Below are 15,768 nucleotides of genomic sequence, written 5' to 3' on the forward strand. Positions count from 1 at the left end.
GCGGTGCTGTTGTTTGGGTTTCAGATTTTGATGCTCGTCTTGTACCCGAAGCTGATTTTGCCGCTGTTTAATAAGTTGAGCCCGTTACCCGAGGGGGCGTTGCGCGAGCGCTTGCTGGCCTTGGGCGAGCGAGCGGGATTTCGCGCAGCGGCGATCGAAGTGATGGATGGTTCGAAACGTTCTGGGCATTCGAACGCATTTTTCACGGGCTTTGGGCGATTTAGGCGTATCGTGCTTTTCGATACTCTGATTGCGCAGCTTGAGCCCGAGGAGTTGGAGGCGGTGCTCGCACACGAGATCGGGCACTACCGGCGGGGGCATATCCCGAAGCGCTTGGCGGTGGCGGCACTCACACAGTTTGGCGGTTTCGCAGTTATCGCGTGGCTGGCACAGAGTAACTGGTTTAACCCGGCTTTCGGGTTTCCGCTGGGAGAGCTCGCGCCCTCGCTGCTGCTCTTTGCGCTGCTTAGCGGGGGTGTGACGTTTTGGCTATCGCCGCTTGGAAATTACTTTTCGCGCAAGCACGAGTACGAAGCCGATGCCTTTGCGTGCGAAGTGATGTCGGGGGCCGAGCCGATGGCCAGTGCGTTGCACAAGTTGGCGCAAAAAAACCTGAGCAACTTAACGCCGCACTCGCTCTATAGCGCATTTTACTACTCGCATCCGACTGTTTTGGAGCGGACGGAGGCATTGGAGGCGTGTCACCGCTAACAAATAAGACGGCCTGCGGCGGCGCTGGCGCGACAGGACGAGGCCCCACGCACTCGGCCTTGGCTGCGTCTGAGCGGAGGCCCTTCGGTCGAGGATAACAGATAGTACGCAAATAACTTCAGTGAAACTAATGAGAACTATTCTAGGCGCGGATGGGCTCGCTTTTAAGACGAGCGGTTTCGAGTCTGCGTGCTTCGTGAAAATAGGGCCCGCTCTGCTTACCAAACTGCTTTGTTACTTCGCTGTCCTGGCGCCTCTCTTTTTGGGAGCTGAGGTCGCTGCATCTGAGTCTGAGCCGCATGCGGCCATTGCTGCGGCTGAGTTTCCGCGTGAAGTGGCCAGTTATGTGGCGCCGTCTGTCGGGAGCGATGCTGCGCGGGCAGGCGTTTGGGCCGTGCTCAAAGCACGCGCGGCAGTCGAGCCGTTTAATGTCGTGGCGACTGCGATTTTTGCGCTCGCGGTGTTGCACACGTTTTTCACGGCGCGGTTTCGGCGTTGGGCGCATGCGGTCGAGACTCGGTACGCGGCGCGGCCGCGGAAGCGCCCGCGCGTCGTGACTGATAACGATGGGGATGGTCGGCCCGATGAGGTGAGTTTTTTCGGTCAGGTACTGCACTACTTGGGCGAGGTGGAGGCCGTGTTTGGGACTTGGGCACTCGTGCTGTTCTGCGCGGTGGTGTGTGACAAGGGGCTGGATACGGCGATTCACTATTTCGCTAATCGGGTGAATTTCACCGAGCCGATGTTTGTGGTGATCGTCATGGCACTGGCGTCGACGCGGCCCATCTTGCGTTTGGCCGAGCAGTGCTTGCGGGTGGTGGCTCGTCTGGGCGGAGAGACGCCGCTGGCGTGGTGGTTGAGCATTTTGACGGTCGCTCCGCTGCTCGGCTCGTTTATGACCGAGCCGGCGGCGATGACGATTGCGGCCCTGCTGCTCGCGAAGCAGTTCTACGCGCTGCGCCCGAGCAAGCCGCTCAAGTATGCGACGCTGGGGCTGCTTTTCGTAAACATATCGGTGGGCGGCACGCTCACGCATTTTGCAGCTCCGCCCGTCCTAATGGTTGCAGCGAAGTGGGGCTGGGGGCTGGGGCATATGTTTCTCAACTTCGGTTGGCATGCGGTGGTCGGAATCGTCGTTTCAAATGCGGTGTATTTCCTCGTGTTTCGCCGGGAGCTCGCGCGACTGGGGGCGGGGGCGAGTAGTGGTGGCAGCGATACCGTAAAGGAAAGTGAGTCCGCGCCGATTCCGGTGTGGGTAACGCTGGGGCACCTGCTGTTCTTAGGCTTCACGGTGTGGATGGCGCATCATCCGGTGCTTTTTGTGGGTGGGTTTTTGTTCTTCTTGGCCTTTGCTCAGGCGACGGCGCACCACCAGTCGCGCATTGATTTGCGCGGGCCGATGCTAGTCGGGTTTTTCCTCGCGGGGCTCGTCATTCACGGTGGGCTGCAAGCGTGGTGGATCGAGCCGGTGCTAGGCTCGCTGGGGCGGCTGCCCTTGTTTGCGAGTGCGATGGTGCTGACGGCGTTTAACGACAATGCGCTCATCACTTACCTGGCGACGCTTGTTCCCAATTTTAGCGAGGAGCTTCGCTATGCGGTGGTTGCGGGGGCGGTGACGGGGGGCGGGTTGACGGTAATCGCCAACGCGCCGAATCCGGCGGGCCAATCGATTTTGCAGCGTTACTTTGAGGGCGGAGTTTCGCCGTTGGGGCTGCTGGCTGCCGCGCTGCTGCCAACGCTGATTATCGGGCTAGTGTTTGTTCTGCTGTAGAACGCTGCGCTGCGCGCGGCAGCCGGCCCCAGTCGTTGCGCGTTTAAGGGAAAAGCCCTCGGGCTTGTTTGGCGTGGGCGACGCGCTCAATGCCGAGGGTTTGCGCGGCGAGGCGGCGGCTAAATTTGAACTTTCGCTTTTGGGCCTCGACGGCGTCTTTCGCGCGGTCGAGTTGCGCGAAGAGCTTGGTGAGGACGGTATCGCGGTCCCAATACTCGTTGGCGCGATTTTGCAGCCACTCGAAGTAGGAGACGATTACGCCGCCCGCGTTGCAGAGTAGGTCGGGGATTACCTCGATGTCGTCGCGCTGTTCTAGCACTTTGTCCGCCGAGTAAGTGGTGGGGCCATTGGCGGCTTCGGCGAGGAGGCGGCAGCGGAGTTTGGCGGCGATTTCGGGGGTGATGACCCGCTGAACAGCCGCGGGGATGAGGACGGTGCAGGGGAGCGTGAGGAGCGCGTCGTTACTGATGGGCTCGGCGCCCTCGAAGCCCGCGAGCGTGCCTTGGTAGCGGTGATAAGCGAGTGCGCGGGCGACGTCGATTCCGCGCGGGTTGAGGATGCCGCCCCGCTCGTCGGAGAGCGCGATGACTTTTGCGCCGCAGTTTTGTACGAGGGCGAGCGCGGCCTCGCTGCCGACATTGCCAAAACCTTGGATGGCGATGGTGGCGTGCTCGGGTGGGGTTTTGAGAACGTCCGTGAGGTAGCGGCACACGAGGTGGGCGACGCCCGCGCCGGTCGCTTCACGGCGGCCCTGAGAGCCGCCGAGTGAGAGCGGTTTGCCGGTGACGATTGAGGGGATGAGGTGGCCGATGTGGTTGGAGTAGGTGTCCATCATCCAGCCCATGATCTGCTCGTTGGTGCCTATATCGGGGGCAGGCACATCGATGTCGGGGCCGATAAAGGGGATGAGCTCCTGCATGTAGCGGCGCGAGAGCCGTTCGAGTTCGGAGCGGCTGAGTTGTGCGGGCGCGACGCTGACGCCGCCTTTGGCTCCTCCATAAGGGAGCCCCACGAGCGCGCATTTCCAACTCATCCACATGGCCAGCGCGGCGACTTCGCCGAGGCACAGATCGGGGGCGAAGCGGATGCCGCCTTTGGACGGGCCGGTCGAGAGGCTGTGTTGGACGCGGTAGCCTTCGTAAAGCGTGACGCTGCCGTCGTCGCGCCGGATAGGCAGTGAGACGGCGATACAGCGGCGCGGGTGTTTCGTGCGGTCGCGAATCGACTCGGGCAGGCTGATGGCGTCGGCGGCTTGGTCGAACTGGCGGCAGGCCATCCGAAATTCAGGTGAGTCGTAAAGTGAAGAGATAATGACTTTGCTCATCCTCGCAGAGGCGTTTATCGGGCGACACGCGCGGTTGGCGCGTCATCCGGGGTTAAGGAAATTGTTCGTTGGCCGCTCGGCTGATTGCGGTGGATTGAGATGTGGGCCGGGGGCTGGCGAGAGAGACAAACGCAATGTAACCAAACGAAGAAGCCAAAATCCTAAGCGCCCCGTGCCAAAGGCGGGGTTCTTCACTTGCGCGAATAGGCGTGTCCGCGAGGTGAGTGGAAGCGGCCACTGGCCTCAACAAAAACGCCGCAGGGCGCGGGGCGCTGCGGCGTTGGCTTTTTTGAGGAGTGAGCGAGTGGCAGCTCGTCGAGTGCTTACTCCGCTTTCGCGTCTTCGGTCGCCGTGTCGTTATCCGCGTTTTGTGTTGCGGCGGGCTCTTCGGTAGCGGGGGCAGCGTGGCTGCCGTTTTGCGCTTCGAGCTCGGCGAGGGCGGCTTTGCGGCTGAGCCGCACTTTCTTACTGCGCTCGTCGATACCGATGCACTTGACCTGAATCGAGTCGCCGACTTTGACGACATCCTCGGTGCGGCGCACGCGGAAGTCGGCCAGTTCGGAGATGTGCACCAAGCCTTCTTTGCCCGGGAGGCACTCCACGAAGGCACCGAAGTCTTTGGTGCCGGTCACGCGGCCGGTGTAGATTTTACCGACTTCGATTTGCGAGCCGCCGCCGCACAGCGAGTCGATTTCTTGGACAGCGCGGTTCATCGAATCGGCGTTGTTCGAGTAGATGAAGACTTTGCCGGAGTCGTCGTCCGAGATGTCGACTTGTGCGCCGGTCGTCTCGACGATGCGGCGGATGGTCTTACCGCCGGGGCCGATCAACAGGCCGATCTTCTCGGGGTCGATTTGGATCGTCTGGATGCGCGGGGCAAAGGCCGAGAGGTCGGCGCGTGGCGCGGGCAGCGCGGCGAGCATCGCCTTAAGGATTTCGATACGGGCGTCGCGCGCTTGGAAGATCGCAGTCTTCGCGATCTCAAAGGGCAGGCCGTTGATCTTTAGGTCGAGCTGGAAGCCGGTGATGCCGCGCGTGGTGCCGGCGAGCTTGAAGTCCATGTCGCCGAAGTGGTCTTCTTCGCCGAGGATGTCGGTGATGGTGACCCACTTATCGATCGAGCCGTCGGGCTTGTTGGTGGTCATCAATCCGCAGGAGATACCGGCGACGGGTGCGACGATAGGCACGCCTGCATCCATGAGGGCGAGGCAGCCGCCGCAAATGGAAGCCATAGACGTCGAGCCGTTGGACGACAAAATCTCTGAGACGACGCGGATGGAGTAGGGGAAGACGTCTTCGGGCGGGAGCACCGGCACGAGCGAGCGCTCCGCGAGTGCGCCGTGGCCGACTTCGCGGCGGCCGGGCGAGCCGTAGCGGCCTGTCTCGCCGACGGAGAAGGGCGGGAAGTTGTAGTGCAGGATAAACGACTTGGAGCTGACGCCGCCGGTGAGTGCGTCGAGGTGCTGGGCTTCCTTGGTCGGCCCGAGGGTCGTGATGGCGATGTTCTGGGTGTCGCCGCGCTGGAAGCTGGCCGAGCCGTGCACGCGGGGGAGCACACCGACGCTCGCGCTAAGCGGGCGGATGGTTTTGGCGTCGCGCTTGTCGGAGCGGATACCGCGCTCGAGGACGGTTTTGCGGTAGGCCTTGTATTGGAGGTCTTCGAAGACGATCGCGACATCGGCCTCGGTGAACTTGTCTGCGCCGAGCTCGGTGGTGAGCGCGGCGACCGCTTCGTCTTTGAGTGCCTTAATGTTGGCGGCGCGGACGGCTTTTTCGTGGCCAAAGATGGCGGCGGTCACGCGCTCTTCGCTGGCGACTCGCTCGATGATGGCGCGGGCTTCGTCGGTCGCTTTGACGAGCGGGAAAGTCGCCTTCGGCTTTCCGGCGACGGCGACGAGCTCCTTAATCGCGGTGAGGATGGGCTGGATCGCTTGGTGGCCAAACTCGAGGGCTTCGATGAAGCGTTCTTCGCTGATTTGGTCGGCGGAGCCTTCGATCATGAGCATGTCGCGCTCGGTACCCACGTAGATGAGGTCGAGCGTGCTTTGGAACATTTGCTCGATGGTGGGGTTGGCGACGAATTGGCCGTCGATCTCGGCGACGCGCACGCAGCCGATGGGGCCGGCCCAGGGGATGTCCGAGATGGCGAGCGCGGCGGACGCACCGTTTACCATTGAGATATCGGCGTCGTTGATTTGGTCAGCCGACAGGAGTTGGCCGATGATTTGGACTTCGTTGAGAAAGCCTGCGGGGAAGAGCGGTCGGCAGGGGCGGTCGCAGAGCCGCGAGGTGAGGATTTCTTTTTCGCTGGGGCGGCCTTCGCGCTTGAAGTAACCGCCGGGGAAGCGGCCAGCGGCGGCGTATTTCTCGCGGTAATCGACAGTGAGGGGGAACCAATCTTGGCCGGGCTTGGTGCTTTGCGCGACGCAGGCGGTGACGAGGAGGTTGGTCTCGCCGACGCATACGTTAACTGCGCCATTGGCGAGGCTGGCGTAGGTGCCGGTGGAGAAGGTGATCCCGAGGCCGGGAACGGTGACATTGTGCTTCTGATTCATACGGTAGTCTTTCTACGGATACGGATAATTTGCGCGCGTTGCGGATGATAAGGCGGGGCAGGCAGCAACGCGGCAAACTGCGCTCGCGCCCCGCACAAGAGAAAGGGCGGCCCGCACTGGAATCGGCGGGCCGCCCTTTGAGAGTGGAGTGCTGCGGGTTAGCGGCGTAGGTGCAGCCTTTGCAGGAGCTCGGTGTATTTGGCCAAGTTATGGCGTTTTACGTAGTCGAGCAGTTTGCGGCGGCGAGCGGCCATCTGGAGGAGCCCGCGGCGCGAGTGAAAGTCTTTGCGGTGCGTGCGCAGGTGCTCGGTGAGGTGGTTAATGCGCGCGGTGAGTAGCGCGATTTGGACCTCGGAGGAGCCGGTGTCCTTGTCGTGAATTTTGTATTCAGCGATGATTTCGGGTTTGGAGACAGTGGTAGTAGACATGTGTGTGAGGTTTACTGGCTTTCACGACCGTTTGGGAGCAACAGGCCAACCGCCAAAAGGCAGGCCGCGCGTGCTCCGTGACTCTAGCTCCTTGGCATGACTCCTCACGACCGAAATAAAATCGCAAAGGGGAAACAACCGAGGGGCCAGCGTCACCGTTCTTACTCCAGCAGAGTGCCAGAGCAGTCGTGGTGGGAGCTCGCAACCAAACGAGCCCTCACTAACGCAAGCCGCGGAGAACACCGAGTCCCCCCTTCGAGCGCAAGTGTGTTATTTCAGTTTTTAGAGGCGCGTTGCGAAAGTAAGCGAGACCACTGCGCGTGGGGCGGCAGCGTGTCGCTGCAGCCATTCAATTTGGGATTTCGCATCGCGCTATCGCGCGAAAGCGAAATCCCAAATTTGAAAGTATTCTCCCTGTCGCGTTGCGACAGGATTGGAGGGGGCATTTCAAAATCGCGATTGGGTTCGGACGCGAAGCGGACGGGCACAATCGCGATTTAAATGGAAGCGGTCACTGACCGCCGCCCCACGCGCAGGGGTGTCTGTGGCACTGACAGCCTTCATCCGGCACGGATATTGAGATGTTTGACTGTGGCGCAGCCGGGGAGGGCTTGGATTTTCGCGACAATCTGTGCGCGGTGGTGGAAGAGTTCTTGGCGGACGACTGCATGGGAGGCGAGCACGAGCAGACGTCCGCGCGCATCGATTTCGACCGGGTGCGAGTAGTTGGCGTTGGCCGAGCCGACGAGCTCGGCCCAGTGTGCGTGAAGCCGTTGTTCGGCGGATTCGCGTCCGATTTTGTATTTCGCCAAAAGCGGCTCCACTAGCTCGGCGAGCGGCTTAGTCGCGCGTTTGCGCTGTCGCTTGGGCTCGTGCAGCGGCACGCGGCGAAAGTCGGCGATGACCGACTCGGCCAACTGACTGAACTGATGCGGCTCGGTGATTGGCTTAGTCACTTTTGCAGCGGCTCCTTTTGCGTTTCCGCTTCGTAAAGGCTGCTGTAGCGAACGAAGGCGCCGAAGGCGGTGGCTACGGCGATGTAGAGGCCTGGGTAGCCGTCCAAAAAGCCGAGCCGGAAAAAATACGCGCGGACGAATCGCCAGGTGGGCCGCACGAGCGCGGCGGCGAGCGAGAAGTGGCGGCCTCGCGCGTGTTGTTGTTTTACGAAGAGCGCGGCGAAGGGCGTGATCTTGTCCACATGGCTGGCGAGGGTGGGGAAGGAGTAGTGGTGCAGGTCGCCGCGCAGCGTGGCGACGGGGCCGTCGCAGACCATTTTTTCGTGCACAAAGGCATCGCCGCCCCAGCGGGATTTTTCGCGCAAGACGAGCCGCAAGCTTAGGTCGGGGTACCAATCGCCGTGGGTGATCCAGCGGTTGATAAACCAGACTTTGCGTGGGAAACGTGCGCCGACGAAGTCCGCAGCGCGGCCACTCGCAAAGAAGGCGGCGAGCGCGTGACGCAGTGCGGGGGAGACCTCTTCATCTGCATCTAGACACAAGGCCCAAGGCTGGGCGGCGAGCGCGAGTGCGGCGTTTTTCGTGTCGCGATAGCCCGCCCACGAGAGCGCGTGAACGGTCGCGCCGCGAGCGCGTGCGATTTCCGCGCTGCTGTCCGTCGTGTTGTTGAGCGCGACGAGGATTTCGGCGACCCAGCCTCGCACCGAGTCTAGGCAACGCGGGAGGTTGGCGGCTTCGTTGCGGGCGACGATGATGACGCTAACAGGGAGGGCGTGCAAACTAGTCTGAGCTGGGGGCGCGTTCACTTTGAGAATGGGGGGATTGGCCTAGGCTCAAACGCGGCCAAAGAGCGAGCGTGCTATTTGGTAAAGGTAGCCGCAGCACCGCCACGCGCGGACGAGTGCTCTCTTCGCTGCGCCGCGCTGAAAGAGCAGTGCACAGCCCAGCGCGACGAACGCGAAGCCGAGTGCCTTGAGCGCGTTTCCGAAAAATCGGGAGACGAGGTAGCTTGATTTTCGGCCGAGCCTTGCGCGCTCGACCACGCGGCTTCGTGCCGAGTCAAAGGCGTGCCGGGCTGCGTAGCGAAAGGTCGTGCGCGACGCGGGCATTTGGTGGAGCACCCGCGCTGCGGGCACGAACCACACGGCGTAGTCGGCCTCGTGAATCCGGCGCAGCATCTCGCGGTCGCCACCGCCAAAGAAGCTCGCGCCCTTGCGGTCGAGCTCGGTGGAGAAAGGGCCCAATCGCTCGAAGGCCCAACGAGGAAAGGCGAAGTTTGCCCCCATCGGGTAAGCGGTTTTGGGCAGCGGGCCTGCGCCTTCCTCTGCGCTACGAAAGCCCTGCGGGCCGTGCCAGTCGCGAACCCAGTCGGGCAAGCCGTCGGGGAAGATGGGTAAAACCTCGCCCGCGACGCAGCCGATTGAGTGGCCGCCCTCGCGCCACTCTGCGATGAGTGGTGCGCAGAGTGTGCGCAGCCAATCTGGCTCCGCTAAAATATCGTCGTCGGGTAGCACGATGATGTCTCCGCGCGCCTCGGCGATGGCGCGATTGCGCGCATGGCCGAGCCCCTGTTTCGGCTCGTGGACGTAGCTTACGCAGTGACTGAACTGCCCTAGGGCAGGGCGCGCCTCTGCGGCGTCTTTTTCAAATTCCGCGACAATTTCGCGCGTGTTGTCTGGCGAGTTGTTGTCGATTACGAGCAGCTCAAGCCGTTCGGGCGGGTAGTCCTGCCGCACGAGGCACTCGAGCATCTGCCGCAAAACGTCCGCCCGATTATACGTGGGGACACCCACAGTGATGAGCGGGAAGGTTTCGCGACTAGGGAGGGGCATGGGTGCTGAGGAGTGAAGCCATTAAGCGCCGCGAAAGAAAAGACTCTTTCCTTGCACAGCACGCCCTGCCGCCAATGAGCGGAAAGGGGATTCTGCAAGCCCAGGCTGATCGGCTCTGATCTGTGTTTGGCGAACAAAATCGGGCCTGACTTGCGAGGGGCTTTATCGAGAGCTGGAGCTGCCGCGCCCAAGAAATAAACGCCGTCAGCCTACTTATTGCGCTTGCGGGGGACGGCGTGGGCTGCCGGACTCCTCCGCTCTTGCGACATCGGTTTATCGGTTCTGATCGGCGTCGTCGCAGTGCTCCCGCCGGTCTTTTCCCGTTAGTCTAACATTCCAACCCACGCGGTCGCGCAGTCTTTGGTCTCAGCCAGAGGCGGCGCGGTCACTGCCGCCGGAGTCGGGTCCTTACGGAGCACAAGGGCTGCGCTTTGGCGGTTTCTCCCACACACGCATATGAGTTCAGTCATGCAAGATCTGCTGGAGCAGTCCTCCTTCGATAAGCTTAAGGAAGGCTCAGTCGTTTCCGGCACCATTACCGAAATCCGCCAAAATGAGGTCGTCGTAGACATCGGCGGAAAGTCCGAGGGGCTCATCCCCGCTCACGAATTTATCGATATCGGCGAGCTGCAAATCGGCTCACAGATCGAGGTGCTCCTTGAGAAGTTGGAGGACAAAACGGGCAATCCCGTGGTCTCCTTCGACAAGGCCGAGCAAAAGAAAAACTGGGAGAATATCCTGACCACCTTCCCCGAAGGCTCCGTGGCGACTGGCCGAGTCAAGGCCAAGGTCAAGGGCGGGCTCATCATCTCGGTGGGCGTCGATGCCTTTATGCCTGCCTCGCACATCGATGTGCAGCCGCCTAAGAATCTCGATCAGTACGTCGGCCAAACCTACGACTTTAAGGTCTTAAAAATAAACCCCGAGCGGAAGAACATCGTCCTCTCGCGTCGCGAACTCATCGAAGAGCAACGCGCTGAGAAACGCCGCACGCTCCTCGACAGCATCGAGCCCGGCCAAGTCCGCAAAGGCATCGTCAAGAACATCACCGACTTCGGTGCCTTCATCGACTTGGATGGCATGGACGGTCTCTTGCACATCACCGACATGAGCTGGGGCCGGATCTCGCACCCCTCCGAAATGCTCAAGCAGGGCGAGGAGATCGAGGTCATGATCATCGAGGTCAACCGCGACAAAGAGCGTGTTTCGCTCGGCCTCAAGCAGACCACCAAGAACCCTTGGGACGAGATCGACCGCAAGTACCCCGTCGGCGCGAAAATCGCCGGCAAGGTCGTCAACCTCGTTCCCTACGGTGCCTTTGTGGAGCTCGAGCCCGGCGTCGAGGGCCTCGTACACATCACCGAAATGTCGTGGACGAAGCGCATCTCCAAGCCCAGCGAGTTGCTCAAAGTGGGCGACGAGGTCGAGGCCGTCGTTCTCGGCATCCAGAAGGACGAGCAAAAGATCTCGCTCGGCCTGCGCCAGCTCGAGCCCAACCCGTGGGACATGGTTCGCCACAACTACCCGGTCGGTGCGCGTGTTCGCGGTAAGGTGCGCAACATGACCACTTATGGTGCCTTCATCGAGCTAGAGGAAGGTATCGACGGTATGGTGCACGTCTCCGACATGAGCTGGACGCGCAAGGTCAACCACCCCTCCGAAGTCCTGAAAAAGGGCGACGAGGTCGAAGCGACCGTTCTCGATGTCGACGCACAGCAGCAACGCATCAGCCTCGGCATGAAGCAGCTCAGCGACGACCCGTGGTCGGATATCGATTCGCACTTCAAGATCGGCGACGTCATCACCGGTACCGTCACGAAGCTTACCTCCTTCGGTGCCTTTGTTGACCTCAAGGACGGCATCGATGGGCTCGTGCACATCTCGCAAATCAGCGAAGACCGTGTCGAGAAGGTCAAAGATGTGCTCTCCGCTGGCCAGGAAGTCACTGCCCGCGTCATCAAAATCGACCGTGAGGAGCGCCGCCTCGGCCTCTCGATCAAGGCTGCCAACTACTCTAGCGAGGAACTGGCCGCTGAGACCGCGAGCTTCGAAGCCCTCAACCGCCAGTCCGGCACCGATATGATGAACTTGGGCGACATCCTCGACGCTGCCCACGACAAGAAAGACTAGGGCCCCGCAGGCTCTTTTATCGGGCGCGCGGCCGCTGGCCTCGCGTCAGTGGCGAGCCGCCGTCAATCCGGCTGCTCGGTCAAGTCGTACTTAAAAGCCCGCTCGGGATAGCATGCCCGAGCGGGCTTTTTGTTTCGGTCAATTTTGCTTGGTTGGATTGCAGCCGCCTGAGTTTCTCAGCGGCAAGGTCTGGATTGACTAAGCTCGGACAAAACTCACCGAGCTAGTTACCAACTTACTGGCCCGCGCGGGACGCGACTTGAGCGGAGACGCCTTAGTCAGGCCGTCTATTTGAAACTCCCGGGGCCGTTCTTTTCTGGCTGCTCGGGCTGGGATCGAACCAGCGACCAAGTGATTAACAGTCACCTGCTCTGCCACTGAGCTACCGAGCAATAGCACAAAAAGGAGCGGCAAGAACAGCGGCTCCGCAAAGCGTGTCAATGCCGGTTTTGAAAAACTCGCTCTGCGTCGAGCCTGCTATAGCGGCGAGCTCTCCGGGAGAGCTTCGCTTGGGGCAGTAGTCGACGGGACTGCAGCGATCGGCCCGTAAACAAAGCCCGCAAATAAAATGAGTCTACGGCTCAGTTTTGGTTGCGTTGCGGGAAGGCTGCGCCTTGCTCGTGCGCTTCATTCACTACGCCTGCCCTCAATTCAGGGGCGACAGGGGTAGCCCGATCCCATGAGTCAATACACACTTAACACACAGGCGCGCACGCAGAAGGGCCGCAGTGCCTCGCGCCGCCTACGCAAAGCAAATCGCGTTCCCGCCATTCTTTACGGGAAGCACAGTGCCCCCGAGGGCCTTTCGGTTGAGACGCCGGAGTTCACCAAGCTGCTCAAGGCAGTCGGTGGTCGCGCCGTCTTGGTCGAGCTTAGCATCGAGGGCCGCGCCGAGAAGGCACTGTCTTTCATTCAAGAGGTGCAGCGCGACCCGATCACCGACCGCTTCCTCCACATCGATTTTCAAGCGGTGAAGGCCGACGAGAAGATCGAGCTCGAAGTGCCCGTGCGCACGAAGGGCGAGGCCGTAGGCGTGAAGACCCAGGGCGGCGTCCTCGAAGTCATCGCTCACCAACTGCGCATCCGCTGCTTGCCCGCAGACTTGCCTTCGTCCGTCGAGATCGACGTCTCCGCGCTCAAGGTTGGCGAGGTGCTCAAGGTCGGCGATTTGGCCGAGCTCTCCGGTGTCGAGTTTCTTGATGCCAAGGGCCACCCTGTGCTCTCTTGCGTGGAGCCGGTGGGTGAGGCCGGTGGCGGCACTGCGAACCCCGCAGCCGATGCCAAGGCTGATGCGAAGAAGGGCGGCAAGAAGTAAGCCCGCGCCCGCGCGCTTCCTGCTCGGGCTGGACGTCCGCAGACTGCGGACTTCTCCCGAGCGGGGCGCGCCGCCTACTTCTTCCGCTGCCTGCTCCCTACGCCGCGCACAACACCGCACCGCGACTTCCGATTCGCTACCGGTGTGGGCGGCTTAGTTCTGTTCTTTGAGACATGTTGCCACTCTCACTCGTTGCCGGGCTCGGCAATCCGGGCCGCCAATATCAAGACACCCGCCACAATTTGGGCTGGGTCTTGGTTGACGCATTTGCCCGTGAAAAGGGCCTGACTTGGGCCTACCACTCGCGTTTCGAGGCGGAGCTCGCGTCTTGGCAAGCTGCCGATGGCCGCACGGTTTATTTTGCGAAACCGCTCACGTATATGAACGAGAGTGGTCGCGCCGTCGCGGCACTCGCGCGCTATTACCGCCTCGCTCCCGAGCAAGTCGCGATTGTTTACGACGAATACACGATCGACCTCGGGCGCGTGAAGGTGAGTGCGAGTGGCAGTGCCGGCGGTCACAATGGCATCGCCAGCGTGCTCCAACACCTCGGCGCGGGCTTTGTGCGTTACCGGCTCGGTATCGGCCCAAAGACTACGCCGCAGATGGACCTCAAAGATTTCGTTCTCGGCAAGTTTAGCGCGTCTCAACACAGTCTCCTCTCTGACTCTCTCCCACACTTTCTCAAAGGCTTAGATCTGCTGCTTAACAGCGGCATCGAAGCCGCCATGAATCAACTTAACCGAAAAGATACGACCACCACTCCTCCCTATGACACAGACAAAGCGTAACTACCTCGCCACCTTCATCATCGATAACCGCAACAACCCAGACTCGCTCGCCCAGATCGTCGACGAGATCAAAGCGGAGATCGCCGCCGTCGAGGGCGAGGTCACCGCAGTCGAAGAACTCGGCAAGCGCGACTTCGCCCGCGTGACAGATCGCAAGTTCACCGGCGCGCCCTACGTCCGCATCGCTTACTCGGCCCCTGGCACTGCGCCCTCCGCGCTCCGCGAGCGGCTCCGGCTCAACAACAACGTTTACCGCACCTTCATCCAAGCCGCCGCCTAAGTCTCCCACGCGGAAGCTCACCGAGTGGACGCAATTTTTTGCGCGCACTTGTCGGCTAAACCTGTGTTCCTCCTGCTCGCTTGGCTCTCGCCTCTCTCCTAGCTCTCTCTTTCGGCACTCATGGCCAACTTTAACAAAGTCTACCTAATCGGAAACCTCACTCGTGACCCCGAGTTGCGCGTCACGCCGAAGGGCACGGCGATTTGTCAGTTCGGGCTCGCCGTGAACCGCTCGTTCAAGGACGAGTCGGGCAGCATGCGCGAAGAGACCACCTTCGTCGATGTCGAGGCGTGGGGACGGCAGGGCGAGACGATTTCCAAATACTGCCAACGCGGTCGCCCGCTCTTCGTCGAAGGCCGACTCAAGCTCGACCAATGGGAAGATAAGGCCTCCGGCCAGAAACGCAGCCGCCTAAAAGTCGTGCTCGAGGGCTTCCAATTTCTCGGTGGTCGCGGCGACGCTGCAGAAGGCGGGGCGGGCGGCGGTGCTTCCTACGGTGGCGAGTCTGGCTATCAACGCAGTGCGCCGCCTCCCCGTGCGGCGGCGGCTCCCGCGCCCTCAAGTCACGAGCCCGACGGCGTCGATGATGACGTGCCGTTCTAGAGCGACTGCCCCGGTTTGTGCCCTCACTTGAGGGGCCCACCCGTTTGGCCGCGTTTTCCGTTTTCCCGATTTTCTAAAACCCAACCCTTAAAATCCCAATCTCATCATGGCATATAGTGAAATTCTCCTAGTGAAGCCGGTCGACGGCCTCGGCGGCGAGGGCGACCAAGTCAAAGTCCGCGCGGGTTATGCGCGTAATTTCCTGTTTCCTCGCAGCGTGGCCGTGCCCGTGACCAAGGCCAACCGCAAGCAAGTCGAGGCACTCAAGAAGCGTCGTGCCGAGCGCGAAGCCCAAGAACTCGCCGGTGCGCAAGAGCTCGGCAAGCGCATCGCCGCCGTCTCGTTGGCCTTTGCGGTCAAGACAGGCGAGGGCGGCAAGATGTTTGGCGCGATCACCGCGACTGACATCCACGACAAACTCACCGAAGCCGGTATCGACCTCGATAAGAAGCGCATCCATCTCTATACGCCCGCGAAGACACTCGGTAAACACAGTGTAAAAGTGAAGCTGCACCCCGAAGTCACCATCGAGCTGGACTTCGACATCGTTTCCGAAAACCCGATTGTTGACGCCGAGCAAGCCGCCGAGGCGGCCGCGTAACTTGGTTTACCCAAGTGTGGCGAAGCTCACGCCACAGCGCTCAGCCCCTTCCCAAGGCCGTATCGGACTCCGATACGGCCTTGCTGTGTGAGCCCCTGCGCAAAGGAAGGCCGCCGCCGATACGCTTTTTCCCACTACGCGTGAGTCACTTTCCCACTGCGCGTGGGGCGGCAGGCTGTGCCTGCACCCATTTACCGAACGCTTGGCTGCCGTGCATGCGCACGGCAGCCAAGCGTTCGGTAGAATGGTACCCAAACTTGGAGGCGGGAGTTTACTGGTGATTTTTCCCACTTCGCCCAAATGGGTTATCACTCTACTTTCCCTTTTACTACTCCCCCTGTCGCAACGCGACAGGGGGAATCCTTTCAAATTTGGGATTTTGCTTTCGCGCGATAGCGCGTTGCGAAATCCCAAATTAAATGGAAGCGGTCACTGACCGCCGCCCCACGCGTAGTGGGAAAGTGCCGCTCA

Annotated in this window: 14 protein-coding genes and 1 tRNA gene; 8 read left to right on the plus strand and 7 right to left on the minus strand. The window is 61.2% G+C overall.

The window, feature by feature from the left end:
* Both AXK12_RS06720 and AXK12_RS06725 read left to right on the plus strand, forming a co-directional pair.
* Positions 1–711 (plus strand): M48 family metallopeptidase (locus AXK12_RS06720; RefSeq protein ID WP_156468914.1); only part of this gene is annotated, 711 nt, incomplete at its 5' end.
* Positions 712–1,045: 334 nt separating this feature from the next.
* The gene (locus AXK12_RS06725; protein WP_231863579.1) at positions 1,046–2,482 is read left to right on the plus strand and encodes a putative Na+/H+ antiporter; all 1,437 of its coding nucleotides are present in this window, start codon (positions 1,046–1,048) and stop codon (positions 2,480–2,482) included.
* Positions 2,483–2,525: 43 nt separating this feature from the next.
* Here AXK12_RS06725 and AXK12_RS06730 read toward each other — a convergent pair whose 3' ends face one another.
* The 6 genes from AXK12_RS06730 to AXK12_RS06760 all read right to left on the minus strand — a co-directional run bounded on the left by AXK12_RS06730 (position 2,526) and on the right by AXK12_RS06760 (position 9,577).
* On the minus strand, positions 2,526–3,806 hold the full coding sequence (locus AXK12_RS06730; protein WP_068712760.1) for a Glu/Leu/Phe/Val family dehydrogenase: 1,281 nt from the start codon (positions 3,804–3,806) through the stop codon (positions 2,526–2,528).
* Between the two features lie 323 nt (positions 3,807–4,129).
* The gene (gene pnp / locus AXK12_RS06735; protein WP_068712762.1) at positions 4,130–6,361 is read right to left on the minus strand and encodes a polyribonucleotide nucleotidyltransferase; all 2,232 of its coding nucleotides are present in this window, start codon (positions 6,359–6,361) and stop codon (positions 4,130–4,132) included.
* A 158-nt stretch (positions 6,362–6,519) separates the two neighbouring features.
* A complete protein-coding gene (rpsO, locus tag AXK12_RS06740) occupies positions 6,520–6,789 on the minus strand; it encodes a 30S ribosomal protein S15 (RefSeq protein ID WP_068712764.1) in 270 nt (89 codons plus the stop codon).
* A 560-nt stretch (positions 6,790–7,349) separates the two neighbouring features.
* Complete coding sequence (locus tag AXK12_RS06750) at positions 7,350–7,745, minus strand: DciA family protein (RefSeq protein ID WP_068712768.1); 396 nt, start codon at positions 7,743–7,745, stop codon at positions 7,350–7,352.
* The gene (locus tag AXK12_RS06755) at positions 7,742–8,524 is read right to left on the minus strand and encodes a glycosyltransferase family 2 protein (protein WP_068712770.1); all 783 of its coding nucleotides are present in this window, start codon (positions 8,522–8,524) and stop codon (positions 7,742–7,744) included. The genes AXK12_RS06750 and AXK12_RS06755 overlap by 4 nt, the downstream gene beginning before the upstream one ends.
* A gap of 54 nt (positions 8,525–8,578) precedes the next feature.
* Positions 8,579–9,577, minus strand: coding sequence for a glycosyltransferase family 2 protein (locus AXK12_RS06760; RefSeq protein ID WP_068712772.1), 999 nt, complete (start codon positions 9,575–9,577; stop codon positions 8,579–8,581).
* A gap of 456 nt (positions 9,578–10,033) precedes the next feature.
* On the opposite strand from AXK12_RS06760, the gene rpsA reads away from it, so the two are divergent.
* Positions 10,034–11,707 carry a 30S ribosomal protein S1 gene (rpsA, locus tag AXK12_RS06765; protein WP_231863580.1) on the plus strand — a complete coding sequence of 558 codons (1,674 nt, stop codon included), beginning with the start codon at positions 10,034–10,036 and terminating at the stop codon, positions 11,705–11,707.
* Between the two features lie 317 nt (positions 11,708–12,024).
* Here the strand turns inward: rpsA and AXK12_RS06770 are convergent.
* Positions 12,025–12,099, minus strand: a tRNA-Asn gene (locus AXK12_RS06770).
* Positions 12,100–12,386: 287 nt separating this feature from the next.
* Here AXK12_RS06770 and AXK12_RS06775 point away from each other — a divergent pair.
* The 5 genes from AXK12_RS06775 to rplI all read left to right on the plus strand — a co-directional run bounded on the left by AXK12_RS06775 (position 12,387) and on the right by rplI (position 15,297).
* On the plus strand, positions 12,387–13,022 hold the full coding sequence (locus tag AXK12_RS06775; RefSeq protein WP_068712776.1) for a 50S ribosomal protein L25: 636 nt from the start codon (positions 12,387–12,389) through the stop codon (positions 13,020–13,022).
* A gap of 173 nt (positions 13,023–13,195) precedes the next feature.
* Positions 13,196–13,813: an aminoacyl-tRNA hydrolase gene (gene pth, locus AXK12_RS06780; RefSeq protein ID WP_231863581.1), complete on the plus strand. Its 618-nt coding sequence runs from the start codon at positions 13,196–13,198 to the stop codon at positions 13,811–13,813.
* On the plus strand, positions 13,794–14,093 hold the full coding sequence (locus AXK12_RS06785; RefSeq protein ID WP_068712778.1) for a 30S ribosomal protein S6: 300 nt from the start codon (positions 13,794–13,796) through the stop codon (positions 14,091–14,093). The genes pth and AXK12_RS06785 overlap by 20 nt, the downstream gene beginning before the upstream one ends.
* A gap of 120 nt (positions 14,094–14,213) precedes the next feature.
* Entirely contained in the window at positions 14,214–14,696 is a 483-nt protein-coding gene (locus AXK12_RS06790; protein WP_068712780.1) for a single-stranded DNA-binding protein, read from the plus strand.
* Positions 14,697–14,802: 106 nt separating this feature from the next.
* On the plus strand, positions 14,803–15,297 hold the full coding sequence (rplI, locus tag AXK12_RS06795; RefSeq protein WP_068712782.1) for a 50S ribosomal protein L9: 495 nt from the start codon (positions 14,803–14,805) through the stop codon (positions 15,295–15,297).
* Positions 15,298–15,768 lie beyond the last annotated feature (471 nt).

The sequence above is a fragment of the Cephaloticoccus capnophilus genome, assembly GCF_001580045.1.
Classification (GTDB): Bacteria; Verrucomicrobiota; Verrucomicrobiia; order Opitutales; family Opitutaceae; genus Cephaloticoccus; species Cephaloticoccus capnophilus.

Excerpts from the sequence above, each read along its gene's own strand:
- AXK12_RS06790 (WP_068712780.1), top strand. The coding sequence starts at position 14,214 with ATGGCCAACTTTAACAAAGTCTACCTAATCGGAAACCTCACTCGTGAC.
- AXK12_RS06775 (WP_068712776.1), top strand. The coding sequence starts at position 12,387 with ATGAGTCAATACACACTTAACACACAGGCGCGCACGCAGAAGGGCCGC.
- rpsO (WP_068712764.1), bottom strand. The coding sequence starts at position 6,789 with ATGTCTACTACCACTGTCTCCAAACCCGAAATCATCGCTGAATACAAA.
- pnp (WP_068712762.1), bottom strand. The coding sequence starts at position 6,361 with ATGAATCAGAAGCACAATGTCACCGTTCCCGGCCTCGGGATCACCTTC.
- AXK12_RS06785 (WP_068712778.1), top strand. The coding sequence starts at position 13,794 with ATGACACAGACAAAGCGTAACTACCTCGCCACCTTCATCATCGATAAC.
- pth (WP_231863581.1), top strand. The coding sequence starts at position 13,196 with ATGTTGCCACTCTCACTCGTTGCCGGGCTCGGCAATCCGGGCCGCCAA.
- rplI (WP_068712782.1), top strand. The coding sequence starts at position 14,803 with ATGGCATATAGTGAAATTCTCCTAGTGAAGCCGGTCGACGGCCTCGGC.
- rpsA (WP_231863580.1), top strand. The coding sequence starts at position 10,034 with ATGAGTTCAGTCATGCAAGATCTGCTGGAGCAGTCCTCCTTCGATAAG.
- AXK12_RS06760 (WP_068712772.1), bottom strand. The coding sequence starts at position 9,577 with ATGCCCCTCCCTAGTCGCGAAACCTTCCCGCTCATCACTGTGGGTGTC.
- AXK12_RS06730 (WP_068712760.1), bottom strand. The coding sequence starts at position 3,806 with ATGAGCAAAGTCATTATCTCTTCACTTTACGACTCACCTGAATTTCGG.